Origin of the sequence: Pseudomonas sp. RC3H12 (assembly GCF_018596375.1) — a bacterium.
Taxonomy (GTDB): Bacteria; Pseudomonadota; Gammaproteobacteria; order Pseudomonadales; family Pseudomonadaceae; genus Aquipseudomonas.
Genome location: NZ_CP075595.1, coordinates 3,998,267 through 4,024,005, shown reverse-complemented (window position 1 = coordinate 4,024,005; position 25,739 = coordinate 3,998,267). Strand labels below are relative to the sequence as shown.

Here is a 25,739-nt window from a genome sequence, read left to right as displayed (position 1 = left end):
ACGTACTGGCAACCGAATTTCTTGACGACCATAGAGCATTGGAACCACCTGATCCCATCCCGAACTCAGTAGTGAAACGATGCATCGCCGATGGTAGTGTGGGGTTTCCCCATGTGAGAGTAGGTCATCGTCAAGATTCATTTCGCAAAACCCCTATCTGCGCGAGCAGGTAGGGGTTTTGTCTTTGTGCCTGGAAAAACTGTAGGAGCCGGCTCGCCGGCGATGCGCCGCGTCAGCCGCTCCCTGGGCCCACGCTCATGGAAAGTGTGACTCGAACACCGATACAGTTCCTCATATGGCCATCTCCCACAATTCGAGTCGGAACACTAGAATAGAGCCGACGCATCCATTCAGAACCCCTTTATGCCTAACCCTGTCGAACCCGAAGCGCTCGCGCAGCTGCGGCTGGATGAACTGGTGGCCTGCCACGAGTGCGACCTGCTGATGCGCAAGCCAACCCTGCAGCATGACGAGAAGGCCCTGTGCCCACGCTGCGGCTATGAGCTCTATGCCCATCGCCACAACCTGGTCAACCGAAGCCTCGCCCTGGTGCTGACGGCCCTGCTGTTGTACGTGCCGGCCAACTTCCTGCCGATCATGCAACTACACCTGCTCGGTCAGACCTCCGACGATACGGTCTGGAGTGGCGTGCTCGGCCTGTACAACTCAGAGATGCGCGGCATCGCCGTGGTGGTGTTCCTGTGCAGCATGGCCATCCCGCTGCTGAAGCTGCTGTGCCAGCTGGCGGTGCTGTTGAGCATCCGTTTCGACTTCGGTCGCAGCTATGGCCTGCTGATCTATCGTATCTACCACCACCTGCGTGAGTGGGGGATGCTCGAGGTCTACTTCATGGGCGTGCTGGTGGCCATCGTCAAGCTGGTCGACCTGGCCGAGCTGAGCATCGGCCTGGGCCTGTTCTGCTTCATCAGCCTGCTGCTGGTGCAGGTCTGGCTCGAGGTGGTCATGTCGCCGCACCAGATCTGGGTGGCCTTGTCGGGGGAGGATGTCCATGCGGGCGATTGATGCAGGCATCCTGGTCTGCAATGAATGCCATGAGCTGAACCGCCATGAGCCTGGCAGCGCCGCGCAGGCCTGCACCCGCTGCGGTGCGGTGGTGCACGCTCGGCGGCCCAACAGTATCGTGCGTACCTGGGCGCTGCTGGTCACGGCGATGATTCTCTATATCCCGGCCAACGTGCTGCCGATCATGACCGTCAGTGCCCTGGGGCAGGGCAGCCCGGACACCATCATGTCTGGCGTCATCACGCTGATGAAGCACGGCATGTTGCCGATCGCCGCCGTGGTGTTCATCGCAAGCATCCTGGTGCCCACCTTCAAGCTGGTGGGTATCGCCCTGCTGCTCTATTCGGTGCAACGCCACCAGCCCCTGTCCGCACGGCAGCGCATCCTGATGTACCGCTTCATCGAATTCATCGGCCGCTGGTCGATGCTGGACATCTTCGTCATCGCCATTCTCGTGGCCGTGGTGAATTTCGGCCGCATCGCCAGTGTCGAAGCCAACCTGGGCGCTGTCGCCTTCGCCACTGTGGTGATCCTGACGATGCTCGCCGCTTTAACTTTCGATCCCCGACTGATCTGGGACAACACGGAGTCGGATGACGACCATGAGTGACTTGCCTACGGCTAAAACCCGCCCAGCTTCGAACTGGTCGGCCATCTGGATCCTGCCGCTGATTGCCTTGGCGATCGGCGGCTGGCTGGCATGGCAAGCCTACAAGGATGCCGGCATCGAGATCCAGGTGCGCTTCGAGAGTGGCGAGGGCATCGTCGCCAACAAGACCGAGGTCATCTATAAAGGCATGTCGGTGGGCAAGGTGGTCGCCCTGGTGCTGGATGACAAAGGGGACAGCCGTGGCGTCGTCGCCACCGTCGAGATGCGCAAGGAGGCAGGCCCGCACCTGACCAAGGGCACGCGCTTCTGGCTGGTCAAGCCGAGCGTCAGCCTGGCAGGTATCTCGGGCCTGGAGACACTGGTTTCAGGTAACTACATTGCCGTCGATCCCGGGGAGGGGGAGCCTACCAAGCGCTTCACCGCGCTCAAGGAAGCTCCGCCACTGTCCGATGCCGAGCCTGGCTTGCACCTGACCCTCAAGGCCGAGCGACTGGGCTCGCTCAACCGCGACAGTCCGATCTTCTACAAGCAAATCCAGGTCGGTCGGGTGAAGAGCTATCGGCTGTCTGAAGATCAGGGCACGGTAGAGATCAAGGTGTTCATCGCGCCAGCCTATGCCAGCCTGGTGCGCAAGCACACACGTTTCTGGAACGCCAGCGGGGTCAGCATCGATGCCGACCTGTCCGGGGTCAAGGTGCGCACTGAATCGCTGTCGAGCATCGTGGCCGGGGGCATCGCCTTTGCAACGCCGGAGAACCGCAAGGACAGCCCGCCCACCGATCCAAGCCTGCCGTTCCGCTTGTACGAGGACTTCGACGCAGCCCAGGCCGGCATCCGCGTCAAGGTCAAGCTCAGTGACTTCGAAGGTTTGCAGAAGGGGCGTACACCGGTGCTGTACAAGGGCATCCAGGTGGGCACGCTCAAGGATCTCAAGGTCGAAAATGACCTTGCCAGTGCAACGGCCGAGCTGACCCTCGACCCACTGGCCGAGGACTACCTGGTCGAAGGCACCCAGTTCTGGGTGGTCAAGCCGTCGATCTCGCTTGCCGGTATCACCGGCCTCGAGGCATTGGTGAAGGGTAACTACATTGCGGTCCGCCCGGGCGAGCCGGGCGCCAAGCCCCTGCGCGAGTTCGAGGCGCGTGCCAAGGCGCCACCATTGGACCTGAAGGCGCCCGGCCTGCACATGGTGCTGTTCGCCGACACCCTGGGCTCGCTGGAAGTGGGCAGCCCGGTGATGTACCGCCAGGTGCGCGTGGGCAGCGTGCAGAGCTACCAGTTCGCTCGCAACAGCAAGCGCATCCTGATTGGCGTGCACATCGAGAAGGAATACGCCAACCTGGTCAACGGTTCCACGCGCTTCTGGAATGCCAGTGGCATCACCCTGACCGGTGGCCTGTCGGGTATCCAGGTCAAGAGCGAGTCGCTGCAGACGCTCATGGCCGGCGGTATCGCCTTCGACACGCCGAAACCGGATGTACCACTCAAACGGCATATCCCGCGTTTCCGCCTGCATGAAAGCCAGGACGCGGCCAACCGTGCCGGTACCCTGATCACCATTCGCGTGGACCGCGCCGATGGCCTGAAGCCGGGCACGCCGATCCGCTTCCGCGGGTTGGACGTGGGCAGCGTAGAGAGCGTCGATCTGACTGGCGACCTGCAGGCGGTCCTGCTCCGTGCGCGGATTACTCAGGCGGCCGAGCGTATCGCCCGCGTGGGTACGCAGTTCTGGGTGGTCAAGCCTGCCTTGGGGCTGGTGCGTACCCAGAATCTCGACACGCTGATCGGCGGCCAATACCTGGAGGTGCTGCCAGCGCTCAAGGATAAAGGGCCGCAGCGTGACTTCATCGCCCTGGGCGATGCCCCCGAGGTGAAAGGCGAGGAGGTCGGCCTGCCGCTGACCTTGAGCGCGGCGCGTCGTGGCTCGATCAAGCCGGGCGTGCCGGTCACCTACCGTGAGATCGCAGTGGGCAAGGTCACCGGCTTCGAACTGGGTCAGACCGCCGACCGGGTACTTATCCACATCCTTATCGAGCCTCGCTACGCCGGATTGGTGCGTGGCGGCAGCCGCTTCTGGAACAGCAGCGGGTTCGGCTTCGATTGGGGGCTGTTCAAGGGCGCCACGGTACGTACCGAGTCGGTGGAGACCTTGATCGAGGGTGGGATTGCCTTCGCCACGCCCGATGGCGAGCAGATGGGCAACCCGGCGCGACCGCAGCAGACCTTTGCGCTGTTCGACAAGCCGGAGGATGAGTGGATGCAGTGGGCGCCGAAGATCCAGATCGGCAAGTAATGATGGGATGGGCCGCTATGCGGCCCTTTCGCCGCGGTTCTTCGTCACGACAAGCCGGCTCCCACGCCGACCGCGTTGGCCTCGGGCCATTCGATATTCTGTGGCAGCCGGCTTGCAGGTTGCCTCGAAGGCACCGACGCTAATGCAGTTTTGGCGAGTAACGAGAAAAATCACAGGCATAAAAAAACCGACCCTAGGGTCGGCTTTTTCGACAAGAACGTCGCTTAGGCAGCTGCAGCTTCTTTCAGTGCCTTGATGTGGCCATTCAGACGGCCTTTGTGGCGAGCAGCTTTGTTCTTGTGGATGATACCCTTGTCGGCCATACGGTCGATTACAGGTACAGCCAGAACGTAAGCGGCTTGCGCTTTTTCGGCGTCTTTTGCGTCGATGGCCTTGACTACATTCTTGATGTAGGTACGGACCATGGAACGCAGGCTGGCGTTGTGGCTGCGACGCTTCTCAGCCTGTTTTGCACGTTTCTTGGCGGAAGGTGAGTTGGCCACCGTCGAGCTCCTCGAAAGACTTTAGGTAAATAGCAAACAAAATAGGCCGCGAATCATGCCGATGAGTCGATCGGATGTCAAGGCCACCTGCAAGGTTCCGCCGAGTGGTGAGCCAACAGGAGGGAAATATTCCTTTCTGTCGCACGACCTGTAAACTCGGGAATTTTTGGCTCCCCTGCGAAGGCGCGGGAGTATCGCACATTCGGACGCTGTCTGGCAGCGTCCTCTGCCCCTGGCGTGAAACTTTTCGATGAACCTGCTCAAATCCCTGGCCGCGGTCAGCTCCATCACCATGATTTCCCGGGTGCTCGGCTTCGTGCGCGATACCATCCTGGCGCGGGTGTTCGGCGCCGGCATCGCTACCGATGCCTTCTTCATCGCCTTCAAATTGCCCAACCTGCTGCGGCGGATCTTCGCCGAAGGCGCGTTCTCCCAGGCCTTCGTGCCGATCCTTGCCGAGTACAAGACCCAGCAGGGCGAGGAGGCCACCCGTACCTTCGTCGCCTATGTCAGTGGCCTGCTGACCCTGATCCTGGCCGTGGTCACCGTCATCGGCATCCTCGCCGCGCCCTGGGTGGTCTGGGTCACGGCACCTGGGTTTGTCGACAGCACCGAGAAGTACGAGCTGACCACCGCGCTGCTGCGGGTGACCTTTCCTTATATATTGCTGATCTCGCTGTCGTCGCTGGTCGGTGCGATCCTCAACACCTGGAACCGCTTCAGCGTGCCGGCGTTCACCCCCACGCTGCTCAACGTGGCGATGATTGCCTTCGCCGTGCTGCTCACCCCCTACTTCGACCCACCGATCATGGCCCTGGCCTGGGGCGTGCTGGCCGGTGGCCTGGCGCAACTGCTGTACCAGCTGCCGGCGCTGAAGAAGATCGGCATGCTCGTGCTGCCGCGCCTGAACCTGCGCGATACCGGCGTGTGGCGCGTGCTCAAGCAGATGCTGCCGGCCATACTCGGGGTGTCGGTGAGCCAGATCTCGCTGATCATCAACACCATCTTCGCCTCCTTCCTGGTGGCCGGCTCGGTGTCCTGGATGTACTACGCCGACCGCCTCATGGAGCTGCCTTCCGGCGTGCTGGGCGTGGCCCTGGGCACCATCTTGCTGCCGACCCTGGCCAAGACCTACGCCAACCAGGACCGTGAGGAGTATTCAAGGATCCTCGACTGGGGCCTGCGCCTGTGCTTCCTGCTGGTGCTGCCCTGCACCCTGGCCCTGGGCATTCTCGCCGAACCGCTGACCGTGGCGTTGTTCCAGTACGGCAAGTTCACCGCCTTCGACGCAGCCATGACCCAGCGGGCGCTGGTCGCATATTCGGTGGGGCTGATGGCGATCATCCTGGTCAAGGTGCTGGCACCTGGCTTCTATGCGCAGCAGAATATCCGCACACCGGTGAAGATCGCCGTGTTCACGCTGGTGTGCACGCAGTTGCTCAACCTGGCCCTTGTCGGCCCGCTGGCCCATGCCGGGCTGGCCCTGGCGATCAGCCTGGGCGCCTGCCTGAACGCCGGCCTGCTGTACTGGAAGCTGCGCAGCCAGCAACTGTTCCAGCCGCAACCGGGCTGGGCGATGTTCCTGCTCAAGCTGGTGCTGGCAGTGGCGTTGATGTCGGGCGTGCTGTTGCTGGGCATGCACTACATGCCGGCCTGGGAGCAGGGCAACATGCTCGAGCGCTTCGTGCGCCTGAGCGGTCTGATCGTCGCCGGTGTGGTGACCTATTTCGGTTGCCTGTACCTGTGTGGTTTCCGCCCGCGGCATTTCGCCCGCAAGGCGCTGCACTGAGGCGCGAAAAGGGTCAGGCGTCGGTTTTTCGCATTCCATACCCCGTGGTGGCGCTGCTGCCTGTCACCAGCGCCCGGGTGTGGTTATAATCGGCCACTTTATGAGCAAGAAGCGCGTTATGCAGCTGGTTCGAGGTCTTCACAACCTGCGCCCCGAGCACCGGGGCTGTGTCGCCACCATTGGCAACTTCGACGGGGTCCACCGCGGCCACCAGGCGATCCTCGCGCGCCTGCGCGAACGTGGCCAGGAACTCGGCCTGCCCACCTGCGTGGTGATCTTCGAGCCACAGCCTCGCGAGTATTTTGCCCCGGATACCGCGCCGGCCCGCCTGGCGCGCCTGCGTGACAAGGTCGAGCTGCTGGCCGGCGAGGGCATCGACCGGGTGCTGTGCCTGTCGTTCAACCAGCGCCTGAGCCAGCTCAGCGCCGAGCAGTTCGTCAAGGCGGTGCTGGTCGATGGCCTGGGCGTGCGCCACCTCGAAGTGGGCGACGACTTCCGCTTCGGCTGCGACCGCGCCGGTGATTTCGCCTTCCTCACCGAAGCCGGCAAGCGCCATGGCTTCAGCGTCGAGGCAGCCAACACAGTCATCCAGGACGGCCTGCGGGTCAGCAGCACCGAAGTGCGCAAGGCCCTGGCCGATGGCAACTTCGAGCTGGCCGAACACCTGCTGGGCCGCCCGTACCGCATTACCGGCCGCGTGTTGCATGGCCAGAAGCTGGCCCGCCAGCTCGGCACCCCTACCGCCAACATCCAGCTCAAGCGCCGTCGCGTGCCGCTGTCCGGGGTCTACCTGGCCAGCATCGAAATCGACGGCCAGCAGTGGCCGGGTGTCGGTAATATCGGAGTACGCCCCACCGTTGCCGGTGACGGGCGTCCTCACCTGGAGATTCATCTCCTGGACTACGCCGGTGACCTCTATGGCCGGCGCCTGACGGTGGAATTCCACCACAAGCTGCGTGAAGAGCAGCGTTTCGCCTCCCTGGAGGCGCTGAAGTCGGCGATCGACGCGGACATCGCCGCCGCACGTGCCCACTGGCACGCTCAACCGCTAACGAAGAGCCTGAAATGACCGACTACAAAGCCACGCTTAACCTTCCGGACACCGCCTTCCCCATGAAGGCCGGCCTGCCTCAGCGCGAACCGCAGATCCTGCAGCGCTGGGACAGCATTGGCCTGTACCAGAAGCTGCGCGAAATTGGCAAGGATCGTCCGAAGTTCGTCCTGCACGACGGCCCGCCCTATGCCAACGGCAAGATCCATATCGGTCATGCGCTGAACAAGATTCTCAAGGACATGATCGTCCGCTCCAAGACCCTGTCGGGCTTCGACGCCCCGTACGTACCGGGCTGGGACTGCCACGGCCTGCCGATCGAACACAAGGTCGAGGTCACTCACGGCAAGCACCTCTCCGCCGACCGCACCCGCGAGCTGTGCCGCGAGTACGCAGCCGAGCAGATCGAAGGGCAGAAGACCGAGTTCATCCGCCTGGGCGTGCTGGGTGACTGGGACAACCCGTACAAGACCATGAACTTCGCCAACGAGGCCGGGGAGATCCGCGCCCTGGCCGAGATGGTCAAGCAAGGCTTCGTGTTCAAAGGCCTGAAGCCTGTGAACTGGTGCTTCGATTGCGGTTCGGCCCTGGCCGAAGCCGAAGTCGAGTACGCCGACAAGAAATCCCAGACCATCGACGTCGCCTTCCCGGTCGCCGACGAGGCCAAGCTGGCCGCTGCCTTCGGCCTGGCCGCGCTGGCCAAGCCCGCCGCCATCGTGATCTGGACCACCACCCCGTGGACCATCCCGGCCAACCAGGCGCTGAACATCCACCCGGACTTCACCTACGCCCTGGTCGATACCGGCGAGCGCCTGCTGGTGCTGGCCGAAGAGCTGGTCGAGTCGTGCCTCAAGCGCTATGCCCTGGAAGGTTCGGTCATCGCCACCGCCCCGGGTTCGGCCCTCGAGCTGATCAACTTCCGTCACCCGTTCTACGACCGCCTGTCGCCGATCTACCTGGCCGAATACGTCGAGCTGGGCGCCGGTACCGGCGTGGTGCATTCCTCGCCCGCCTACGGTGAAGATGACTTCGTCACCTGCAAGCGCTACGGCATGGTCAACGACGACATCCTCACCCCGGTGCAGAGCAACGGCGTGTACGTCGAGTCGCTGCCGTTCTTCGGCGGCCAGTTCATCTGGAAGGCCAACCCGGCCATCGTCGACAAGCTCAGCGAAGTCGGCGCGTTGATGCACACCGAAACCATCAGCCACAGCTACATGCACTGCTGGCGCCACAAGACCCCGCTGATCTACCGCGCCACCGCGCAGTGGTTCGTCGGCATGGACAAGCAGCCCACCAGCGGCGACAACCTGCGCGAGCGCTCGCTCAAGGCCATCGAAGAGACCAAGTTCGTTCCGGCCTGGGGCCAGGCGCGCCTGCACTCGATGATCGCCAACCGTCCGGACTGGTGCATCTCGCGTCAGCGCAACTGGGGCGTGCCGATCCCGTTCTTCCTGGACAAGCAGACCGGTGAACTGCACCCACGTACCGTCGAGCTGATGGAAGAAGTGGCCAAGCGCGTCGAGCAGCAAGGCATCGAGGCCTGGTTCAAGCTGGATGCCGCCGAACTGCTGGGCGATGAAGCCGGCCAGTACGACAAGATTTCCGACACCCTCGACGTCTGGTTCGACTCCGGCACCACCCACTGGCACGTGCTGCGCGGCTCCCACGATATCGGCCACGCCACCGGCCCGCGCGCCGACCTGTACCTGGAAGGCTCCGACCAGCACCGCGGCTGGTTCCACTCTTCCTTGCTGACCGGCTGTGCCATCGACGGCCACGCGCCGTACCGCGAGCTGCTGACCCACGGCTTCACCGTGGACGAGAACGGCCGCAAGATGTCCAAGTCGCTGGGCAACACCATCGAGCCGGAAAAGGTCAACAACACCCTGGGTGCCGACATCCTGCGCCTGTGGGTCTCCGCCACCGACTACTCCGGTGAGATGGCCGTTTCTGAGCAGATCCTGCAGCGCAGCGCCGACGCCTACCGCCGCATCCGCAACACCGCGCGCTTCCTGCTCTCCAACCTGTCCGGCTTCGACCCGGCCCGCGACCTGCTGCCGGCCGAGGACATGCTGGCCCTGGATCGTTGGGCGGTCGACCGCACCCTGCTGCTGCAGCGCGAGCTGGAAGAGCACTACGGCGAGTACCGTTTCTGGAACGTCTACTCGAAGATCCACAACTTCTGCGTGCAGGAGCTCGGTGGCTTCTATCTCGACATCATCAAGGACCGCCAGTACACCACCGGCGCCAACAGTGTCGCCCGCCGCTCCTGCCAGACCGCGCTGTACCACATCAGCGAGGCGCTGGTGCGCTGGATCGCGCCGATCCTGGCGTTCACCGCCGACGAGATCTGGCAGTACCTGCCGGGCGAGCGCAACGAGTCGGTGATGCTCAACACCTGGTACCAGGGCCTGACGGAACTGCCGGCCGACGCCGAGCTGGACCGCGCCTACTGGGACCGCGTGATGGCGGTCAAGGCCGCGGTCAACAAGGAGCTGGAGAACCAGCGCACCGCCAAGGTCATCGGTGGCAACCTGCAGGCCGAAGTCACCCTGTTCGCCGAAGAGGGCCTGACCGCCGACCTGAACAAGCTCGGCGACGAGCTGCGCTTCGTGCTGATCACCTCGGCCGCCAGCGTGGTGCCGTTCGTCCAGGCCCCGGCCGATGCCGTGGCAACCGAAGTGGAAGGTCTCAAGCTGAAGGTGGTCAAGTCCGGCCATGTCAAATGCGGCCGTTGCTGGCACTTCCGCGCCGATGTGGGCAGCCACCCGGAGCATCCGGAAATCTGCGCCCGTTGCGTCGACAACCTGAGCGGTTCGGGCGAGGTGCGCCACTATGCCTAATGCGTCCGCGGGGCGTTTCGGGCGCCTTGCCTGGCTCTGGCTGAGCCTGGTGGTGCTGGTCCTCGACCAGGCCACCAAGGTCTACTTCGAGGGCGCGCTGAGCCTGTACCAGCAGATTGTGGTCATCCCTGACTACTTCAGCTGGACACTGGCCTACAACACCGGCGCGGCGTTCAGCTTCCTGGCCGACAGCTCCGGCTGGCAGCGCTGGCTGTTCGCCGTGATCGCCGTGGTGGTCAGCGCCGTGCTGGTGGTCTGGCTCAAGCGCCTGGGGCGTAACGAGACCTGGCTGGCCGTGGCCCTGGCCCTGGTGCTGGGCGGTGCATTGGGCAACCTGTACGACCGCGTGGTGCTCGGCCATGTGGTCGACTTCATCCTGGTGCACTGGCAGAACCGCCACTATTTCCCGGCCTTCAACCTGGCCGACAGCGCCATTACCGTGGGCGCGGTGATGCTGGCGCTGGATATGTTCAAGAGCAAGAAGTCCGAGGAAGCCGTCCATGACTGAGACCCGTATCGGCCAGAACACCGAAGTCACCCTGCACTTCGCGCTGCACCTGGAAAACGGCGACACCGTCGACAGCACCTTCGACAAGGCCCCGGCCACGTTCAAGGTCGGCGACGGCAACCTGCTGCCGGGCTTCGAGAACGCCCTGTTCGGCTTCAAGGCCGGTGACCAGCGCAAGCTGAGCATCGCCCCGGAGAACGCCTTCGGCCAGCACAACCCGCAGAACGTGCAGGTGATGCCGCGCTCGCAGTTCGAAGGCATGGAGCTGTCCGAAGGGCTGCTGGTGATCTTCAACGATGCCGCCAACACCGAACTGCCAGGTGTGGTAAAAGCGTTCGACGATAACCAGGTGACCATCGATTTCAACCATCCACTGGCTGGCAAGACCCTGAACTTCGAGGTGCAGATCCTCGACGTGAAGGCCGTGTGAGCCTGGAGCCGAGCATGCAAATCAAACTCGCCAACCCGCGCGGCTTCTGTGCGGGGGTCGACCGGGCGATCGAGATCGTCAACCGCGCCCTGGAAGTCTTCGGCCCGCCGATCTACGTGCGCCACGAAGTGGTGCACAACAAGTTCGTGGTCGAAGACCTGCGTAACCGTGGCGCGGTGTTCGTCGAAGAGCTGGACCAGGTGCCGGACGACGTCATCGTCATCTTCAGCGCCCATGGTGTTTCCCAGGCCGTGCGCCAGGAAGCCGCGGGCCGTGGCCTGAAGGTGTTCGATGCCACCTGCCCGCTGGTGACCAAGGTGCATATCGAGGTGGCCAAGTACAGCCGTGATGGCCGTGAGACCATTCTCATCGGCCACGAAGGGCACCCGGAAGTCGAAGGCACCATGGGCCAGTACGACGCCAGCAACGGCGGTGCCATCTACCTCGTCGAGGACGAGGACGATGTTGCCAGGCTGCAGGTGAACGACCCCGACCACCTGGCCTTCGTCACCCAGACCACGTTGTCGATGGACGACACCAGCCGGGTGATCGACGCCCTGCGCGCACGCTTCCCGAACATCGGTGGCCCGCGCAAGGACGACATCTGCTACGCCACGCAAAACCGCCAGGACGCCGTCAAGCAACTGGCCGACGAGTGTGACGTGGTGCTGGTGGTCGGCAGCCCCAACAGCTCCAACTCCAACCGCCTGCGCGAGTTGGCCGAGCGCATGAGCACCCCGGCCTACCTGATCGACGGTGCCGAGGACCTGCAACGCAGCTGGTTCGACGGTGTCCAGCGCATCGGCATCACCGCCGGTGCCTCTGCGCCCGAAGTGCTGGTGCGTGGCGTGATCGAGCAGCTCAAGGCCTGGGGCGCCACCGGCGCCGAAGAGCTCGACGGCCGCGAAGAGAACATCACCTTCTCGATGCCCAAGGAACTGCGGGTTCGCTCGCTGATCTGACTTAGTCACCTGCACAGCGGCGGTCCTCGTCGCTGCGCAGGCTGACCCGGCCACTGGGGCTCAGCACCACCTGATGCTGGCTGCCAGGCCCGCTGCGCTGGCAGATGTCCAGCGTGATGCCGACAAAGCCTTCCCCTATCGGTGCGCCCCGCCTGCTGAAGCGCACCTCCCGCGCAGAACTGGCTACTACCTTTACCGGCTTGGCCAGGCGATGTTCGCGCAACACCTGGCCGTCGTGCTCCTGCGACACACGCCAACCCTTGCCCCAGTCACCTTCCAATGGATGAATCTTCAGCGCCAGTTGTTGCAGCGCGGCTTGGTTGCGCGCAGCGCGCAGTGCCTGCGCCAGTTCCCGGGCGACGGCGGCCAGTTGCAGGGTTTCGCCGAGCCTGGCGTAGGACGTTGCCCCCAGGTGTGTCAGTAGGCTGCCAATCGTCAATGCGCACATCATTTGTAGCAGTGTTACGCCTTGTTGCTTCACCGTGCATTCCTCCCTGGAAGTGCTTCGCTGTAGCTTCCGGCCTGGCCACGCGAGGCGCCAGTCAGCCGGTTCGGGCAGACGGCGAGGAAAGATCCCAGGAGGGCGACGATGCGAGCGAAGGACGGCGGGATGACGCTGCTGGAGGTGCTGCTGGCGATGACGGTGCTGGCGCTTGGGGTGTTCGCCGCAGCGGCCATGCAGGTGCGTGGCATGCAGGCGGCCGAGAGCGCCCGGCGCGACGGTCAGGCGTTGCAACTGGCTCAGGGCATGCTCGAGCGGGTGAGGGCCAGCGGCACGCTCGAAGCGGGGGAGGAGAGTGCCTGGCGCTCGCGGGTCACCCAGGTGCTTGGCGCCTCGGCACAGGGGCGGATCAGGCGCCACGCCGGCATGTTGGAGCTGCAGGTGAACTGGCCGGCCCAGGCAGAGGGCCGCCCGGCCTTGCAGTTGCAGGGCAAGGTACTGCCATGAAACGCGGGCAAGCGGGCGCCGGGCTGGTCGAGGTGTTGCTGGCCGTGGCCCTGGGGTCATTGTTGCTGGTGGCGGCGGGCCAGTTGTTCGGCCAGGCCTATCAGGCCTGGCGGCTGCAAGGCGCGGTGGCGAGGCTGCAGGACGATGCGCGCCTGGTCCTGCAGCGCCTGGCCGAGGATATCCGCATGGCGGGCATGTTCGGCTGCCTGCGCCTTGAGGCGGCGGACTTCGCCGATCCGCAGGCTGCGCTAGCGTTCGCCAGGCCGATCGAGGTCAACGCTGACAGCCTCACGCTGGTAGGCGCCGAGCTGCCGGGATTGCTCGGCGCGCCGGACTGGACCGTGCTTACCGACTGTCGCAGTTGGGCGCGGGTCCAGCGTGGGCAGCATGTACCTGGCGATGCCCAGCTGGCCTTGCCGGTGCGCCGGGTTACCTACCGGGTGCGCAATGGCAGCCTGTTGTTCACCAGCAACGCCCAGCACGCCAGCCTGGTCGATAATGTCCGGGCCCTGCGGGTGCGTCAGGGCGACGGTCGCGTCGACATCGAGTTGCTCATGCAGGACCGTGATCACCGGCTGGAGCAGCGCCATTTCCTGAGCGTGGCCGTGCGCAATCCTGGGGCTGGCGCATGATTCGCCAGCGTGGCGTGGTGCTCTTGCTGGCCCTGAGCCTCAGCCTGCTGCTTGGCCTGCTGACCGCGCTGGGCATGCGCGAGGCCTTGCTGCAGGCGCGGCAGGTCGGCGAACAATGGCGCAGGGCGCAGGCCTTCGAACAGGCCGAAGCCAGCCTGGTGGAAGGGGCCGCGTTGCTGCAAGGCGGGTTGCCTGCGTTGTGTCTTGACTGCCTGCCGCCTGAGCTGCCGAGGGCATCGCCTGTCGCGCCGTGGCGAACCACCGACAGTGGCTACGTGCTGCTCCAGCACCTGGGGCAAACACTCCGTGCTGTCGGCCTGCCACAGGACGAGCGGGTCGACCTGGTACGGATCACGGCGCTGAGCCGCCAGGTGCGTGGCCGACAATTCCTGGAAGCGGTCTATGCCGTGGACGGGCAGGGCAGTATCGGACGCATCAGCTGGCGGCAGCGCCTGGAGGAGGGCTGACATGCAACGGGGCCTTGGTCTGATCGAATTATTGATTGTCGTGGCGCTGATCGGCATGCTGGCAGCCATTGCCTACCCCAGTTACAGCGACCAGCTACGGCGTGCCGCGCGCGGCGAGGTGGTCGGGCTGCTGCAGGAAGCGGCGTTGCGCCTGGAACAGCATCGCGCGTATGTCGGCGGCTACGCCGACACCGAGCAACTCGTCACGGTGTTGTCGGCTGGCAGCCGCTACTACCGCCTGCAGGCTCAGCGCGACGAAGACGCTTTCACTTTGCTTGCCCGCCGTGTGACGGAGACGTTCATGGCAGGCGACCGCTGTGGCGACTTCCGCCTCGATCACGCTGGCGTGCGTGACAACCCAGGCGGCAGCGAAGACGAGCAGACATGCTGGGGAAGCTGAAGATCAAAAGGTGCCCGCGCACCGTGGAATTACTTCAGGTGTTGGATCGAACGATGAGCAAGCAAGTAGTGATTGTCGGCGGTGGCGTCATCGGCCTGCTGACGGCGTTGAACCTGGCGGCGGATGTCGACCGGGTGGTGGTGTGCGACCAGGGCGAAGTAGGGCGTGAGTCGTCCTGGGCCGGTGGCGGCATCGTCTCGCCGTTGTACCCCTGGCGTTATAGCCCGGCGGTGACGGCGCTGGCGCATTGGTCGCAGGATTTTTATCCACAGCTGGGCGAGCGTCTGTTCGCCAGCACCGGCATCGACCCGGAGGTCCACACCACCGGGCTGTACTGGCTGGACCTGGACGACGAAGCCGAGGCGCTGGCCTGGGCGGCGCGTGAGCAACGGCCGCTCAGCGCCGTGGATATCTCGGCTGCTTATGACGCGGTGCCCGTGCTGGGTGCGGGCTACCGCCGCGCCGTGTACATGGCGGGCGTGGCCAACGTGCGCAACCCGCGGCTGGTGAAGTCGCTCAAGGCGGCGCTGCTGGCGCTGCCCAACGTGACCCTGCGCGAGCATTGCCAGATCAGCGGTTTTGTCCATGAAGGCGGGCGTGTCGCCGGGGTACGTACCGAGCAGGGTGTGCTGGCTGCCGACGAGGTGGTGCTCAGTGCCGGTGCCTGGAGCGGCGATCTGCTGCAGACTTTGGGCCTGAGCCTGCCGGTGGAGCCGGTGAAAGGGCAGATGATCCTGTTCAAGTGCGCCGAGGACTTTCTGCCGAGCATGGTCCTGGCCAAGGGCCGCTACGCGATCCCGCGTCGCGACGGGCATATCCTGGTCGGCAGCACCCTGGAGCATGCCGGTTACGACAAGACCCCGACCGCGGATGCACTTGAGAGTCTGAAGGCTTCTGCGGTGGAGCTGCTGCCGGCGCTGGCAGATGCCGAGGTGGTGGGGCACTGGGCTGGCCTGCGCCCTGGGTCGCCGGAAGGCATCCCTTACATTGGCGCGGTGCCGGGGCATGAGGGGCTATGGCTGAACTGCGGGCATTACCGCAACGGGCTGGTGCTGGCGCCGGCGTCGTGCCAACTGTTCAGCGACCTGCTGCTGGGGCGTGCGCCGATCATCGATCCGGCGCCGTATGCGCCTAAAGGGCGGCTGGGGTAAGTTCGTCGTGCCCGCCCTGCCGCCTTGCTTAGCGCTGTTGCCCCGGCCCTTGCTCCAGATGTTGCTGGCTGCAATACCACTCCTTGCCCAACTGCAACGCCCGGTCATTGGGCAGGTGCACGCCGCAATGGGCGCAACGCACCATCTGCAGCGGGTCCTGCAGGCGCGGTTCGGCAGGCGATTGCTGACTGGTCTTGAACTTGCGCCACAGCCAGAACGCGGCGGCGATCAGGGCGATCCAGAAAAGTAGGCGAACCATGGTGTCCAGCTTGTCGAATGAAGAAGGCGACAGTCTAGGACGCGGCCAATAAAAAAGGGAGGCCTCGGGCCTCCCTTTCTTCGCATGCGATGTATCAGTCGAACAGACCGAAGGTCATGTAGCTGAACCAGCTGCGGTCCTTCTCGGCTTCCTTCGGACCTTCCGGCAGGATCGGGTCGCCGTTCTCGTCCTTGGGCAGCAGCTCCTCGGGCATCTCGGAGCGGGCGTCCTGGAACTGCTTGACCACGTCCTGGTTGGCGCGGGTCTCGCCCGGCGGCAGCGGGGTTTTGGTCTCGATCAGGCCCAGGGTGGCCTTGGACAGCCACGAGCGGTTGCCGTTTTCGTCGACCTTGGTGACGAACTGGCCATCGACCAGGCTCGGGTGGTCCGGGTAGTTGAGCTTGAGGGTCTCGAGGCTGGTGGCGGCCAGTTCGTCCAGGTGCATGCGCTGGTACGACTCGACCATCACCGCCAGGCCGTCACCCACCGACGGGGTTTCCTGGAAGTTCTCCACCACATAGCGGCCACGGTTGGCGGCGGCCACATAAGCCTCGCGGCTCAGGTAGTAGTTGGCCACGTGGATTTCGTAGGAGGCCAGCAGGTTGCGCAGGTAGATCATGCGCTGCTTGGCGTCCGGGGCATAGCGGCTGTTGGGGAAGCGGCTGGTCAGCTGGGCGAATTCGTTGTACGAGTCGCGGGCGGCGCCCGGGTCACGCTTGGTCATGTCCAGCGGCAGGAAGCGCGCCAGCAGGCCGCGGTCCTGGTCGAACGAGGTCAGGCCCTTGAGGTAGTAGGCGTAGTCGACGTTCGGGTGCTGCGGGTGCAGGCGGATGAAGCGCTCGGCGGCGGACTTGGCGGCCTCGGGCTCGGAGTTCTTGTAGTTGGCGTAGATCAGCTCGAGCTGGGCCTGGTCGGCGTAGCGGCCGAACGGGTAGCGCGACTCCAGGGCCTTGAGCTTGTTCACGGCGCTGGTATAGCTGGAGTTGTCCAGGTCGGCCTGCGCCTGCTGGTACAGCTCGGCCTCGCTGAGGTTCTCGTCAATGACTTCCTTGTTCGAGGAACAGGCAGCGGTGAGCCCGAGGATGGCGATCAGCAGCAGGTGTTTCACTTGCATGGCGGCTTGCGTCCCTTTGACGGCCGCTGTCTTGGGCGGTGCCGTCCTGTTATGATGAGCGCCCCCGGCCAAACCCCGGGGCAAAAGAAGCCGTATTTAACCACAAGCGCGCAGCCGAAACCAAAGGCTGAACGCCCGTCGATTCGAGCATGTCCGAGATCATTCAACTTAGCGCAGAGGTCCCGTCCGAACTGGGCGGCCAACGCCTCGACCAGGTCGCCGCCCAATTGTTCGCCGAGTACTCGCGTTCGCGCCTGTCCTCGTGGATCAAAGATGGCCGCCTGACCGTCGATGGCGCGGTGCTGCGGCCGCGCGACACCGTCCACACCGGCTCCATCCTGGCCCTCGAGGCCGAGCAGGAGGCCCAGGGCGAATGGGTGGCTCAGGACATCGAGCTGGACATCGTCTATGAAGATGACCAGATCCTGGTGATCAACAAGCCGGCCGGGCTGGTCGTCCACCCGGCGGCGGGGCACCCCGACGGCACCCTGCTCAATGCCCTGCTGCACCATGTGCCGGACATCATCAACGTACCGCGCGCCGGTATCGTGCACCGCCTGGACAAGGACACCACGGGCCTGATGGTGGTGGCCAAGACCCTGCAGGCGCAGACCAACCTGGTCGACCAGCTGCAGAAGCGCTCGGTCAGCCGCATCTACGAGTGCATCGTAGTCGGCGTGGTGATCGCCGGCGGCAAGATCGACGCCCCGATCGGCCGCCACGGCGGCGAGCGCCAGCGCATGGCGGTCACCGATGGCGGCAAGCCAGCCGTCAGCCACTACCGCGTGCTCAAGCGCTTCCGCTCGCACACCCATGTGCGGGTCAAGCTGGAGACCGGCCGTACCCACCAGATCCGTGTGCACATGGCGCATGTGGGCTATCCGCTGGTCGGCGACCAGACCTACGGCGTGCGCTTCCGCATTCCGCCGGCCGCCAGCGTGGCCATGGTCGAGGCGGTGAAGAACTTCCCGCGCCAGGCCCTGCACGCCCGCTTCCTGGCCCTGGATCACCCGACCACCGGTGAGCGCATGGAATGGGCCTCGCCGCTGCCGGACGACTTCCTCTGGCTGCTGTCGCTGCTCAACGACGACCGCGAGAGCTTTATCGGATGAGTGGCCTGACGCAGGCGCTGATCATTCCCGACTGGCCGGCCCCGGCCTCGGTACGCGCCTGTGTCACCACCCGCGAGGGCGGCGTCAGCCTGCCGCCCTATGAATCCTTCAATCTTGGCGATCATGTGGGCGATGACCCCGCTGCGGTTGCCGAGAACCGTCGTCGCCTGAGCGACGAATTCGCCATCCAGCCCGCCTGGCTCAAGCAGGTACACGGGCTGGTGGTGGCCGATGCCGACCCTGCCGTGGTCGCCGAGGCCGATGCCAGCTGGAGCGACCAGCCAGGCATCGCCTGCACCGTGATGACCGCCGATTGCCTGCCCGCGCTGTTCTGCGACCGCGCCGGCACCCGCGTGGCCGCCGCCCATGCCGGCTGGCGCGGGTTGGCCGGTGGCGTGCTGGAAGCCACCCTCGATCGCCTGGCCCTGCCACCTGAAGAGGTGCTGGTGTGGCTGGGCCCGGCCATCGGACCGCAGGCGTTCGAGGTGGGCATGGAGGTGCGCGATGCCTTTACCGCTGTGCATCCCGAGGCAGCCGTGGCGTTCGTTGACGGCGAGCGGCCGGGCAAGCTGATGGCCGATATCTACCAGCTGGCGCGGATTCGCCTGGCTGCGCGTGGGGTGACTGCCGTTTATGGTGGCGGCTTCTGTACCGTCAGCGACCCGCGTTTCTTCTCCTACCGCCGTACCCCGCAGGGTGGGCGCTTCGCTTCGCTGATCTGGTTGCAGCCACGCTGACCTCCGTCAACCCCGCTACGCTTGAATCTTCCAGAATCACCCTTATCTATTGGTCATCTCAGGCAGGTTCATCATTACAGGTGCTGTCCATCGCTCCGCCTGCCCTTTAAAGGAAGGTATCCCCCATGCGAATAGACCGACTGACCAGCAAGCTGCAACTCGCGTTATCCGATTCCCAATCCCTGGCCGTGGGCATGGACCACCCGGCCATCGAGCCCCTGCACCTGCTGCAGGCGCTGATCGACCAGCAGGGCGGCTCGATCAAGCCGCTGCTGATGCAGGTCGGCTTCGACGTCAACAGCCTGCGCAAGGCGCTGACCAAAGAGCTTGACCAACTGCCGAAAATCCAGAACCCCACCGGCGACGTGAACATGTCCCAGGACCTGGCGCGCCTGCTCAACCAGGCGGACCGCCTGGCCCAGCAGAAGGGTGACCAGTTCATCTCCAGCGAGCTGGTGCTGCTCGCCGCCATGGACGAGAACAGCAAGGTCGGCAAGTTGCTGCTCGGCCAGGGCGTGAGCAAGAAGGCCCTGGAAAACGCCATCAACAACCTGCGCGGCGGCGCGGCAGTGAACGACGCCAACGCCGAGGAATCGCGCCAGGCCCTGGACAAGTACACCGTCGACCTGACCAAGCGCGCCGAGGAAGGCAAGCTCGACCCGGTAATCGGCCGTGACGACGAGATCCGCCGCACCATCCAGGTGCTGCAACGCCGTACCAAGAACAACCCGGTGTTGATCGGTGAGCCCGGTGTGGGCAAGACCGCCATCGCCGAAGGCCTGGCCCAGCGCATCATCAACGGCGAAGTGCCCGATGGCCTCAAGGGCAAGCGCCTGCTGGCGCTGGACATGGGCGCGCTGATCGCCGGCGCCAAGTACCGCGGCGAGTTCGAAGAGCGCCTCAAAGGCCTGCTCAACGAACTGAGCAAGCAGGAAGGCCAGATCATCCTGTTCATCGACGAGCTGCACACCATGGTCGGGGCTGGTAAAGGCGAGGGCGCCATGGACGCCGGTAACATGCTCAAGCCGGCCCTGGCCCGTGGCGAACTGCACTGCGTAGGCGCCACCACGCTCAACGAGTACCGCCAGTTCATCGAGAAGGACGCAGCCCTCGAGCGCCGCTTCCAGAAGGTGCTGGTCGAAGAGCCGAGCGAGGAAGACACCATCGCCATCCTGCGCGGCCTGAAAGAACGCTATGAAGTGCACCACAAGGTGGCCATCACCGACGGCGCGATCATTGCCGCGGCCAAGCTCAGCCACCGCTACATCACCGACCGCCAGCTGCCGGACAAGGCCATCGACCTGATCGACGAAGCCGCCAGCCGCATCCGCATGGAGATCGACTCCAAGCCGGAGGTGCTCGACCGCCTCGACCGTCGCCTGATCCAGCTGAAGGTGGAATCCCAGGCGCTGAAGAAGGAAGAAGACGAAGCGGCGAAGAAACGCCTGGAAAAACTGACCGAGGAAATCGAGCGTCTGGAGCGCGAGTATTCCGACCTCGAAGAAATCTGGGCCTCGGAAAAGGCCGAGGTGCAAGGTTCGGCGCAGATCCAGCAGAAGATCGAGCAGGCCCGCCAGGAACTGGAAGCCGCCCGCCGCAAGGGCGACCTCAGCCGCATGGCCGAGCTGCAGTACGGGGTGATCCCGGACCTGGAGCGCAGCCTGCAGATGGTCGACCAGCACGGCAAGACCGACAACCAGCTGCTGCGCAACAAGGTCACCGAGGAAGAGATTGCCGAAGTGGTGTCCAAGTGGACCGGCATCCCGGTGGCGAAGATGCTCGAAGGCGAGCGCGAGAAACTGCTGAAGATGGAAAGCCTGCTGCACGAACGGGTGATCGGCCAGGACGAGGCGGTGACCGCTGTGGCCAACGCCGTGCGCCGTTCCCGCGCCGGGCTGTCCGACCCCAACCGCCCGAGTGGTTCGTTCCTGTTCCTTGGGCCCACCGGGGTGGGCAAGACCGAACTGTGCAAGGCGCTGGCCGAGTTCCTCTTCGACACCGAAGAGGCCATGGTGCGCATCGACATGTCCGAGTTCATGGAGAAACACTCCGTGGCGCGTCTGATCGGTGCCCCGCCAGGGTACGTGGGCTATGAAGAGGGCGGTTACCTGACCGAGGCCGTGCGCCGCAAGCCGTACTCGGTGGTGCTGCTCGACGAGGTGGAGAAAGCCCACCCGGATGTGTTCAACGTGCTGCTGCAGGTGCTGGAAGATGGTCGCCTGACCGACAGCCACGGCCGTACCGTGGACTTCCGCAACACCGTGATCGTGATGACCTCCAACCTGGGCTCGGCGCAGATCCAGGAACTGGCCGGGGACCGCGAGGCACAGCGTGCGGCGGTGATGGATGCGGTGGGCGCGCACTTCCGCCCGGAGTTCATCAACCGCATCGACGAAGTGGTGGTGTTCGAACCGCTGGGCCGCGAGCAGATCGCCGGTATCACCGAGATCCAGCTTGGCCGCCTGCGTGGTCGCCTGGCCGAGCGCGAGCTGTCGCTGAGCCTGAGCCCGGAGGCGTTGGACAAGCTGATTGCCGTCGGTTACGACCCGGTGTACGGCGCACGGCCATTGAAGCGTGCGATCCAGCGCTGGATCGAGAACCCGCTGGCGCAGTTGATCCTGGCGGGCGAGTTCCTGCCGGGTGCGGCGATCACCGCGAAGGTGGAGGGCGACGAGATCGTCTTCGCCTGACCCGCAGTAAACGAAGAGCCCCGCGTCAGCGGGGCTTTTTTATGTGTGCTGTCCGGCCTTATCGCGGGGCAAGCCCGCTCCCACGCCGATCTGCGCCAGAAGATACCCAATGCGTGGGAGCGGGCTTGCCCCGCGATAAGGCCAGTGCAGGCAGCGCAAACCCCTGATTTTCCGGCTTCCCAGCTAACTTGCTGAAAATTTTGAAAAAAGTGCTTGCACAAAAATCAGAGTGCCCCTAATATTCGCCCCGCTGTCAGGCACTGAGCAGATCGCCAGCAACACCGACGATCTGAAAACAACTTACAAATCAGTAAGTTGAACGAAAAAAAGTGGTTGACAAGCAAAACGAAGAATGTAGAATAGCCGGCCTCAGCAGCGACAACGCGAAAGCGGATAGCCAAAGAGATCGAAGCTAACACAAGCTTCGAAGCAGTAAAGATGTACCGAAGTTCAGTTCCGCGATAGCTCAGTCGGTAGAGCAAATGACTGTTAATCATTGGGTCCCTGGTTCGAGTCCAGGTCGCGGAGCCAATCTCGGGGTGTAGCGCAGTCCGGTAGCGCGCCTGCTTTGGGAGCAGGATGTCAGGAGTTCGAATCCCCTCACCCCGACCATTTTCCGGGTCGTTAGCTCAGTTGGTAGAGCAGTTGGCTTTTAACCAATTGGTCGTAGGTTCGAATCCTACACGACCCACCATGTAAAAAGGGCATCTCGAATGAGATGCCCTTTTTCTTTTGTCCGCGATTTATATCCCCGCCCTTTGCTACCCTGTGGCCTTCGCCCGCAGGAGCGCCCGCGCATGCCACTCAAAGCCAGTGTTTTCATTGCCTCCAGCCTGGATGGCTTTATCGCCCGCGAGGACGGCGGCCTCGATTGGTTGATGGGGGCGACTCAGTCCAGCGACGACCATGGCTATGCCGGTTTCATGGCGGGCGTCGATACGTTGGTAATGGGGCGCGGCACCTTCGACAAGGTCATGACCTTTGGTGAGTGGCCGTACCCTGATACGCGAGTGGTGGTGGTCAGCAGTACGCTCGAGGCACTGCCCAGGGGTGTGTCAGGGCGCGTCGAGCTGCATCCGGGGCCGATCCCGGCGTTGCTCGAGCACCTGCAGGCCACGGGCGCAAAGAGCCTCTACCTGGATGGCGGCAAGCTGATTCAAGGGTTCTTGCGCGAGGGGCTGGTGGATGAACTGACCATCACCCGCATCCCCGTGCTGCTGGGGCAGGGGATACCGTTGTTCGGCGAGTTGGCGAAGGATGTGCTGTTGCAGCACATGAGAACGACCAGTTATGAGAGCGGGTTTGTACAGAGCACGTATCGCGTGGTCCGTTGAATCACTGGGGCTGCACAGCAGCCCCAGGATCTTGACGCCTCAGTGCAGCTTCAGGCGCGGCTCAGTGCCCCGGCCAATCTTACTGCCCAGCATCAGCATCAAGGTGCGGAAGGTCCCGTACAGCGCCATCTGGTGCATCCGGTACAGCGACACATAGAACATTCGCGCCAACCAGCCCTCCAGCTTCACGCTGCCCATCAGGTTACCCATCAAGTTACCCACCGCCGAGAAGCGCGACAGCGATACCAGCGAGCCGTAGTCCTTGTACTCGTAGGTCGGCAGCGGTTTGTTCTCCAGGCGCAGCTTGAGGCTCTTGGCCAGCAGCGAGGCCTGCTGGTGCGCGGCCTGGGCCCGTGGCGGCACGTTGCGGTCGGTGCCCGGCTGCGGGCAGGCGGCGCAGTCGCCGAAGGCGAAGATGTTGTCGTCCAGGGTGGTCTGCAGTGTCGGGCGCACCACCAGCTGGTTGATGCGGTTGGTCTCCAGGCCGTCAATGTCCTTGAGGAAGCCCGGCGCGCGAATGCCTGCCGCCCAGACCTTGAGGCTGGCCTGGATGACTTCGCCCGAGGCGGTCTTCAGGCCATCGGCGGTCACTTCGCTGACCGCGGCGTTGGTCATCACCGTCACCCCGAGTTTTTCCAGGGTCTTGTGCACCGGCACGCTGATGCGCTCCGGCAGCGCCGGCAACACCCGTGGGCCCGCTTCGATGAGGGTGATGTGCATGTCTTTCGGCTGGATCTTGTCCAGGCCATAGGCTGCCAGCTCGTGGGCGGCGTTGTGCAGCTCGGCCGCCAGCTCCACGCCGGTGGCGCCGGCACCGACGATGGCCACGCTGATCTGCTCGCTGGCCACATCACCCGCGTGGGCGCGCAGGTAGTGGTTGAGCAGTTGCTGGTGGAAGCGCTCGGCCTGCTTGCGGCTGTCGAGGAACAGGCAGTGCTGCGCCGCGCCCAGGGTGCCGAAATCGTTGGTATTGCTGCCCACGGCGATCACCAGGGTGTCGTAGCCGATGGTGCGCGCAGGCAGCAGCTCACGGCCCTCGTCGTCGAGGGTCGCGGCCAGCTGGATCAGTTTGCTTTCGCGGTCCAGGCCGCTCATGCGCCCCATCTGGAAGTTGAAGTGGTTCCACTTGGCCTGGGCCACGTAGTTCAGTTCGTCTTCCGAGGAGTTCAGCGAGCCGGCCGCCACTTCGTGCAGCAGTGGCTTCCAGATGTGCGTCAGGTTGGCATCAACCAGGGTGATCTCGGCCTGTTTGCGCTTGCCCAGGCTTTTACCCAGGCGGGTCGCCAGTTCCAGGCCGCCGGCGCCGCCGCCGACAATCACGATGCGATGAGTCATGGGGATATCTCACAAGTTTTACGGAATTCGTGGACACAAGGTCCGGCCGCATCCGGCATGAGAGGCGGGCGAGCGCGAGGCAGCTCATAGCACCAGTCCACTCAGCAGGCGGCTCAACAGGCCCAGACCGATGGTCACGGCCACCACCAGCAGCAGGAGCAGCCACGGCCGGAAGGGCCGGCGCTCGACTTGATGCTGGGGGGCGCTCAGATACTCATCGACGCGACGCTGATCTTCAGGATTCAGGCGGCTGGTCATGGTGGGCCTCGTCAGATAGACGTTCGTGACTGCGTGCACGCCACAGCGCTCACGCAAACGCATGGGTCGAATGATAATGCTTTCTATCCCTGGCGCCGAGTGTACGTGATCGCAAAGACACCCGGCACTGGATCAAAGACTGATGCCTACGTCGAACACGATGCTGCGCCCCAGGTTGCCGCGCAGGAAATCCGGCGCGTCCGGGTGGGCGAACAGCACCCGGGCGAAGGTCGGCCCCACCAGCGACAGCGACCGCCAGCCCTGGCGCAGGTACTCGGTGGGCGGCGGGAAATGGCTATTGAGGTCGAGCACCTCGCGCTTGAGGCTGGCGAAGGCGATGATGTCCAGCTCGCTCAGGTCCAGCCCGCGCTCGCGGTAGTTGTGCGACTTCTTGCGCAGGGTCGGCGCCAGGCGCGCCAGCAGCTCCTGGGCGCTGATGCGCCGGGGCCGCTGCTCGCGGCGCACCAGCTGGGCCAGGGAGAAGGCGCTGCGCCGCCGTTGCAGCTCCTCGCGCCATTCATCGTTGAGCCGGCGGCCCTCGTCGAGCACGAAGAACACCTCGAACGCCGCGTCGCGGAACAGTACGTCCGGCGGCTCTTGCCCGGCCGGGGTGAAGTCCTCGCTGCGGTAGGGGATGTTCAGCCCTTGCAGCAGGCGCTGGCAAACCCAACGCTCGCGCTCCCATTTGCGGGCATTGGACAGGAACGCATTGGCTTGCTCGGCCTGGATGGTAAGCAGGCGCAGGTAGTCTGAGTCATCCATGGGGACAAGCTTAGTCGCTAATTGATGACGGTAAGATGCTGTTTGTGCGTAGGAATCAGCCCAGCACCAGCCATTGCTGCACCACCCCCAGCAGATGCAACAGCCCGCCGCCCAAACAAATGGCCGAACTGACCGCGATAAACCGCCGGCTGCGCCCGGTGCCGGCCAGCACCAGCGGCCCCAGCAGGCCGCGCGCCAGGTACACCAGGGTGATCAGGCAGATCATCGGCAACAGCAAGGGTAATGGGCGGATCAGCCCGGCCGCCGACAAGGCATAGGCCGACCAGACGAGCAGCACCGTCGCGATCGCTGCGGTGACCAGGGCCGGGTAGGCGCGCCCTTGCTCCGCCGCCCTGGCCATGCGCTCGCCGGCGCCGAACAAGCGGTACCAGCGCGGACCAACGGCGATCACCGCCAGGTGCAGCACGCCGGCGATGGCGCTGAACGCCGCACCGAGCAGCAGCGGCAGGTTAAGTCCTTCAGGCATGGCGGACGCGTCCTGCATCGAAATGAGGTGCCAGCCT

The 25,739-nt window shown here is 64.4% G+C and carries 26 protein-coding genes, 3 tRNA genes and 1 rRNA gene; 22 read left to right on the top strand and 8 right to left on the bottom strand.

The window, feature by feature from the left end; translation table 11 throughout:
* Window positions 1-20 precede the first annotated feature (20 nt).
* From rrf to KHO27_RS18270, 4 genes are all read left to right on the top strand, one after another.
* Window positions 21-136: ribosomal RNA gene (gene rrf / locus KHO27_RS18285) — 5S ribosomal RNA — on the top strand.
* Window positions 137-363: 227 nt separating this feature from the next.
* Window positions 364-1,023, top strand: coding sequence for a paraquat-inducible protein A (locus tag KHO27_RS18280; RefSeq protein ID WP_102682164.1), 660 nt, complete (start codon window positions 364-366; stop codon window positions 1,021-1,023).
* Window positions 1,010-1,633 carry a paraquat-inducible protein A gene (locus tag KHO27_RS18275; RefSeq protein WP_214500599.1) on the top strand — a complete coding sequence of 208 codons (624 nt, stop codon included), beginning with the start codon at window positions 1,010-1,012 and terminating at the stop codon, window positions 1,631-1,633. Before KHO27_RS18280 ends, KHO27_RS18275 begins: the two co-directional genes overlap by 14 nt.
* Entirely contained in the window at window positions 1,626-3,926 is a 2,301-nt protein-coding gene (locus KHO27_RS18270; protein WP_110700077.1) for a PqiB family protein, read from the top strand. Before KHO27_RS18275 ends, KHO27_RS18270 begins: the two co-directional genes overlap by 8 nt.
* A gap of 224 nt (window positions 3,927-4,150) precedes the next feature.
* Here KHO27_RS18270 and rpsT read toward each other — a convergent pair whose 3' ends face one another.
* Window positions 4,151-4,429, bottom strand: a complete 279-nt coding sequence (gene rpsT / locus KHO27_RS18265) for a 30S ribosomal protein S20 (protein ID WP_023533220.1) — start codon at window positions 4,427-4,429, stop codon at window positions 4,151-4,153.
* 250 nt (window positions 4,430-4,679) lie between these two features.
* Between rpsT and murJ the strand changes: the two genes are divergently transcribed.
* The 6 genes from murJ to ispH all read left to right on the top strand — a co-directional run bounded on the left by murJ (window position 4,680) and on the right by ispH (window position 12,015).
* A complete protein-coding gene (gene murJ, locus KHO27_RS18260) occupies window positions 4,680-6,218 on the top strand; it encodes a murein biosynthesis integral membrane protein MurJ (protein ID WP_102682161.1) in 1,539 nt (512 codons plus the stop codon).
* A 118-nt stretch (window positions 6,219-6,336) separates the two neighbouring features.
* Window positions 6,337-7,287, top strand: coding sequence for a bifunctional riboflavin kinase/FAD synthetase (gene ribF, locus KHO27_RS18255; protein WP_102682160.1), 951 nt, complete (start codon window positions 6,337-6,339; stop codon window positions 7,285-7,287).
* Window positions 7,284-10,115 (top strand): isoleucine--tRNA ligase, encoded by a 2,832-nt coding sequence (gene ileS, locus KHO27_RS18250; protein ID WP_110700075.1) that lies wholly within the window; start codon window positions 7,284-7,286, stop codon window positions 10,113-10,115. The genes ribF and ileS overlap by 4 nt, the downstream gene beginning before the upstream one ends.
* Window positions 10,108-10,623: a signal peptidase II gene (lspA, locus tag KHO27_RS18245; RefSeq protein ID WP_102682158.1), complete on the top strand. Its 516-nt coding sequence runs from the start codon at window positions 10,108-10,110 to the stop codon at window positions 10,621-10,623. Before ileS ends, lspA begins: the two co-directional genes overlap by 8 nt.
* On the top strand, window positions 10,616-11,053 hold the full coding sequence (locus tag KHO27_RS18240) for an FKBP-type peptidyl-prolyl cis-trans isomerase (RefSeq protein ID WP_023629753.1): 438 nt from the start codon (window positions 10,616-10,618) through the stop codon (window positions 11,051-11,053). The genes lspA and KHO27_RS18240 overlap by 8 nt, the downstream gene beginning before the upstream one ends.
* 14 nt (window positions 11,054-11,067) lie before the next feature.
* Window positions 11,068-12,015: a 4-hydroxy-3-methylbut-2-enyl diphosphate reductase gene (ispH, locus tag KHO27_RS18235; RefSeq protein ID WP_102682157.1), complete on the top strand. Its 948-nt coding sequence runs from the start codon at window positions 11,068-11,070 to the stop codon at window positions 12,013-12,015.
* Between the two features lies 1 nt (window position 12,016).
* Here the strand turns inward: ispH and KHO27_RS18230 are convergent, their stop codons facing one another.
* On the bottom strand, window positions 12,017-12,463 hold the full coding sequence (locus tag KHO27_RS18230) for a GspH/FimT family pseudopilin (protein ID WP_250888470.1): 447 nt from the start codon (window positions 12,461-12,463) through the stop codon (window positions 12,017-12,019).
* Between the two features lie 141 nt (window positions 12,464-12,604).
* On the opposite strand from KHO27_RS18230, the gene pilV reads away from it, so the two are divergent.
* Genes pilV through thiO form a run of 5 tightly spaced genes read left to right on the top strand, consistent with a single transcriptional unit; the run spans window position 12,605 to window position 15,614 of the window.
* On the top strand, window positions 12,605-12,964 hold the full coding sequence (pilV, locus tag KHO27_RS18225; RefSeq protein WP_110700069.1) for a type IV pilus modification protein PilV: 360 nt from the start codon (window positions 12,605-12,607) through the stop codon (window positions 12,962-12,964).
* Window positions 12,961-13,596, top strand: coding sequence for a pilus assembly protein PilW (locus KHO27_RS18220; RefSeq protein ID WP_214500598.1), 636 nt, complete (start codon window positions 12,961-12,963; stop codon window positions 13,594-13,596). The genes pilV and KHO27_RS18220 overlap by 4 nt, the downstream gene beginning before the upstream one ends.
* Window positions 13,593-14,063, top strand: coding sequence for a hypothetical protein (locus KHO27_RS18215; protein WP_111532040.1), 471 nt, complete (start codon window positions 13,593-13,595; stop codon window positions 14,061-14,063). The genes KHO27_RS18220 and KHO27_RS18215 overlap by 4 nt, the downstream gene beginning before the upstream one ends.
* A gap of 1 nt (window position 14,064) precedes the next feature.
* A complete protein-coding gene (locus tag KHO27_RS18210) occupies window positions 14,065-14,463 on the top strand; it encodes a type IV pilin protein (RefSeq protein WP_111532041.1) in 399 nt (132 codons plus the stop codon).
* Window positions 14,464-14,516: 53 nt separating this feature from the next.
* The gene (thiO, locus tag KHO27_RS18205; protein ID WP_110700060.1) at window positions 14,517-15,614 is read left to right on the top strand and encodes a glycine oxidase ThiO; all 1,098 of its coding nucleotides are present in this window, start codon (window positions 14,517-14,519) and stop codon (window positions 15,612-15,614) included.
* Window positions 15,615-15,642: 28 nt separating this feature from the next.
* Here thiO and KHO27_RS18200 read toward each other — a convergent pair whose 3' ends face one another.
* Together KHO27_RS18200 and KHO27_RS18195 are read right to left on the bottom strand one after the other, a co-directional pair.
* Window positions 15,643-15,873: a PP0621 family protein gene (locus tag KHO27_RS18200; RefSeq protein ID WP_023632576.1), complete on the bottom strand. Its 231-nt coding sequence runs from the start codon at window positions 15,871-15,873 to the stop codon at window positions 15,643-15,645.
* A gap of 94 nt (window positions 15,874-15,967) precedes the next feature.
* Window positions 15,968-16,987, bottom strand: a complete 1,020-nt coding sequence (locus KHO27_RS18195; protein WP_046854166.1) for an outer membrane protein assembly factor BamD — start codon at window positions 16,985-16,987, stop codon at window positions 15,968-15,970.
* A 149-nt stretch (window positions 16,988-17,136) separates the two neighbouring features.
* On the opposite strand from KHO27_RS18195, the gene rluD reads away from it, so the two are divergent.
* The 7 genes from rluD (at window position 17,137) to KHO27_RS18160 (ending at window position 22,860) form a co-directional block, all read left to right on the top strand.
* On the top strand, window positions 17,137-18,099 hold the full coding sequence (rluD, locus tag KHO27_RS18190) for a 23S rRNA pseudouridine(1911/1915/1917) synthase RluD (RefSeq protein ID WP_038706814.1): 963 nt from the start codon (window positions 17,137-17,139) through the stop codon (window positions 18,097-18,099).
* Window positions 18,096-18,836 carry a peptidoglycan editing factor PgeF gene (pgeF, locus tag KHO27_RS18185; RefSeq protein WP_110700058.1) on the top strand — a complete coding sequence of 247 codons (741 nt, stop codon included), beginning with the start codon at window positions 18,096-18,098 and terminating at the stop codon, window positions 18,834-18,836. Before rluD ends, pgeF begins: the two co-directional genes overlap by 4 nt.
* 125 nt (window positions 18,837-18,961) lie before the next feature.
* Window positions 18,962-21,526 carry an ATP-dependent chaperone ClpB gene (gene clpB, locus KHO27_RS18180; protein ID WP_102682148.1) on the top strand — a complete coding sequence of 855 codons (2,565 nt, stop codon included), beginning with the start codon at window positions 18,962-18,964 and terminating at the stop codon, window positions 21,524-21,526.
* A 455-nt stretch (window positions 21,527-21,981) separates the two neighbouring features.
* Window positions 21,982-22,057: transfer RNA gene (locus KHO27_RS18175), tRNA-Asn, on the top strand.
* A gap of 4 nt (window positions 22,058-22,061) precedes the next feature.
* A tRNA-Pro gene (locus KHO27_RS18170) sits at window positions 22,062-22,138 on the top strand.
* A gap of 6 nt (window positions 22,139-22,144) precedes the next feature.
* Window positions 22,145-22,220 (top strand) — tRNA-Lys (locus KHO27_RS18165).
* Window positions 22,221-22,323: 103 nt separating this feature from the next.
* Complete coding sequence (locus tag KHO27_RS18160; protein ID WP_214500597.1) at window positions 22,324-22,860, top strand: dihydrofolate reductase family protein; 537 nt, start codon at window positions 22,324-22,326, stop codon at window positions 22,858-22,860.
* A gap of 39 nt (window positions 22,861-22,899) precedes the next feature.
* Here the strand turns inward: KHO27_RS18160 and KHO27_RS18155 are convergent, their stop codons facing one another.
* The 4 genes from KHO27_RS18155 to KHO27_RS18140 all read right to left on the bottom strand — a co-directional run bounded on the left by KHO27_RS18155 (window position 22,900) and on the right by KHO27_RS18140 (window position 25,702).
* Entirely contained in the window at window positions 22,900-24,195 is a 1,296-nt protein-coding gene (locus KHO27_RS18155; protein WP_139668878.1) for an NAD(P)/FAD-dependent oxidoreductase, read from the bottom strand.
* Between the two features lie 84 nt (window positions 24,196-24,279).
* Window positions 24,280-24,453 carry a DUF3094 family protein gene (locus tag KHO27_RS18150; protein WP_023631877.1) on the bottom strand — a complete coding sequence of 58 codons (174 nt, stop codon included), beginning with the start codon at window positions 24,451-24,453 and terminating at the stop codon, window positions 24,280-24,282.
* A gap of 132 nt (window positions 24,454-24,585) precedes the next feature.
* Window positions 24,586-25,215 carry a DUF1780 domain-containing protein gene (locus KHO27_RS18145; RefSeq protein WP_038706811.1) on the bottom strand — a complete coding sequence of 210 codons (630 nt, stop codon included), beginning with the start codon at window positions 25,213-25,215 and terminating at the stop codon, window positions 24,586-24,588.
* 55 nt (window positions 25,216-25,270) lie between these two features.
* On the bottom strand, window positions 25,271-25,702 hold the full coding sequence (locus KHO27_RS18140) for a hypothetical protein (protein WP_214500596.1): 432 nt from the start codon (window positions 25,700-25,702) through the stop codon (window positions 25,271-25,273).
* Between the last annotated feature and the right edge of the window lie 37 nt (window positions 25,703-25,739).

Excerpts from the sequence above, each read along its gene's own strand:
- KHO27_RS18280 (WP_102682164.1), top strand. The coding sequence starts at position 364 with ATGCCTAACCCTGTCGAACCCGAAGCGCTCGCGCAGCTGCGGCTGGAT.
- KHO27_RS18275 (WP_214500599.1), top strand. The coding sequence starts at position 1,010 with ATGCGGGCGATTGATGCAGGCATCCTGGTCTGCAATGAATGCCATGAG.
- KHO27_RS18270 (WP_110700077.1), top strand. The coding sequence starts at position 1,626 with ATGAGTGACTTGCCTACGGCTAAAACCCGCCCAGCTTCGAACTGGTCG.
- murJ (WP_102682161.1), top strand. The coding sequence starts at position 4,680 with ATGAACCTGCTCAAATCCCTGGCCGCGGTCAGCTCCATCACCATGATT.
- ribF (WP_102682160.1), top strand. The coding sequence starts at position 6,337 with ATGCAGCTGGTTCGAGGTCTTCACAACCTGCGCCCCGAGCACCGGGGC.
- ileS (WP_110700075.1), top strand. The coding sequence starts at position 7,284 with ATGACCGACTACAAAGCCACGCTTAACCTTCCGGACACCGCCTTCCCC.
- lspA (WP_102682158.1), top strand. The coding sequence starts at position 10,108 with ATGCCTAATGCGTCCGCGGGGCGTTTCGGGCGCCTTGCCTGGCTCTGG.
- KHO27_RS18240 (WP_023629753.1), top strand. The coding sequence starts at position 10,616 with ATGACTGAGACCCGTATCGGCCAGAACACCGAAGTCACCCTGCACTTC.
- ispH (WP_102682157.1), top strand. The coding sequence starts at position 11,068 with ATGCAAATCAAACTCGCCAACCCGCGCGGCTTCTGTGCGGGGGTCGAC.
- KHO27_RS18230 (WP_250888470.1), bottom strand. The coding sequence starts at position 12,463 with ATGTGCGCATTGACGATTGGCAGCCTACTGACACACCTGGGGGCAACG.
- pilV (WP_110700069.1), top strand. The coding sequence starts at position 12,605 with ATGCGAGCGAAGGACGGCGGGATGACGCTGCTGGAGGTGCTGCTGGCG.
- KHO27_RS18220 (WP_214500598.1), top strand. The coding sequence starts at position 12,961 with ATGAAACGCGGGCAAGCGGGCGCCGGGCTGGTCGAGGTGTTGCTGGCC.
- KHO27_RS18215 (WP_111532040.1), top strand. The coding sequence starts at position 13,593 with ATGATTCGCCAGCGTGGCGTGGTGCTCTTGCTGGCCCTGAGCCTCAGC.
- KHO27_RS18210 (WP_111532041.1), top strand. The coding sequence starts at position 14,065 with ATGCAACGGGGCCTTGGTCTGATCGAATTATTGATTGTCGTGGCGCTG.
- thiO (WP_110700060.1), top strand. The coding sequence starts at position 14,517 with ATGAGCAAGCAAGTAGTGATTGTCGGCGGTGGCGTCATCGGCCTGCTG.
- KHO27_RS18200 (WP_023632576.1), bottom strand. The coding sequence starts at position 15,873 with ATGGTTCGCCTACTTTTCTGGATCGCCCTGATCGCCGCCGCGTTCTGG.
- KHO27_RS18195 (WP_046854166.1), bottom strand. The coding sequence starts at position 16,987 with ATGCAAGTGAAACACCTGCTGCTGATCGCCATCCTCGGGCTCACCGCT.
- rluD (WP_038706814.1), top strand. The coding sequence starts at position 17,137 with ATGTCCGAGATCATTCAACTTAGCGCAGAGGTCCCGTCCGAACTGGGC.
- pgeF (WP_110700058.1), top strand. The coding sequence starts at position 18,096 with ATGAGTGGCCTGACGCAGGCGCTGATCATTCCCGACTGGCCGGCCCCG.
- clpB (WP_102682148.1), top strand. The coding sequence starts at position 18,962 with ATGCGAATAGACCGACTGACCAGCAAGCTGCAACTCGCGTTATCCGAT.
- KHO27_RS18160 (WP_214500597.1), top strand. The coding sequence starts at position 22,324 with ATGCCACTCAAAGCCAGTGTTTTCATTGCCTCCAGCCTGGATGGCTTT.
- KHO27_RS18155 (WP_139668878.1), bottom strand. The coding sequence starts at position 24,195 with ATGACTCATCGCATCGTGATTGTCGGCGGCGGCGCCGGCGGCCTGGAA.
- KHO27_RS18150 (WP_023631877.1), bottom strand. The coding sequence starts at position 24,453 with ATGACCAGCCGCCTGAATCCTGAAGATCAGCGTCGCGTCGATGAGTAT.
- KHO27_RS18145 (WP_038706811.1), bottom strand. The coding sequence starts at position 25,215 with ATGGATGACTCAGACTACCTGCGCCTGCTTACCATCCAGGCCGAGCAA.
- KHO27_RS18140 (WP_214500596.1), bottom strand. The coding sequence starts at position 25,702 with ATGCCTGAAGGACTTAACCTGCCGCTGCTGCTCGGTGCGGCGTTCAGC.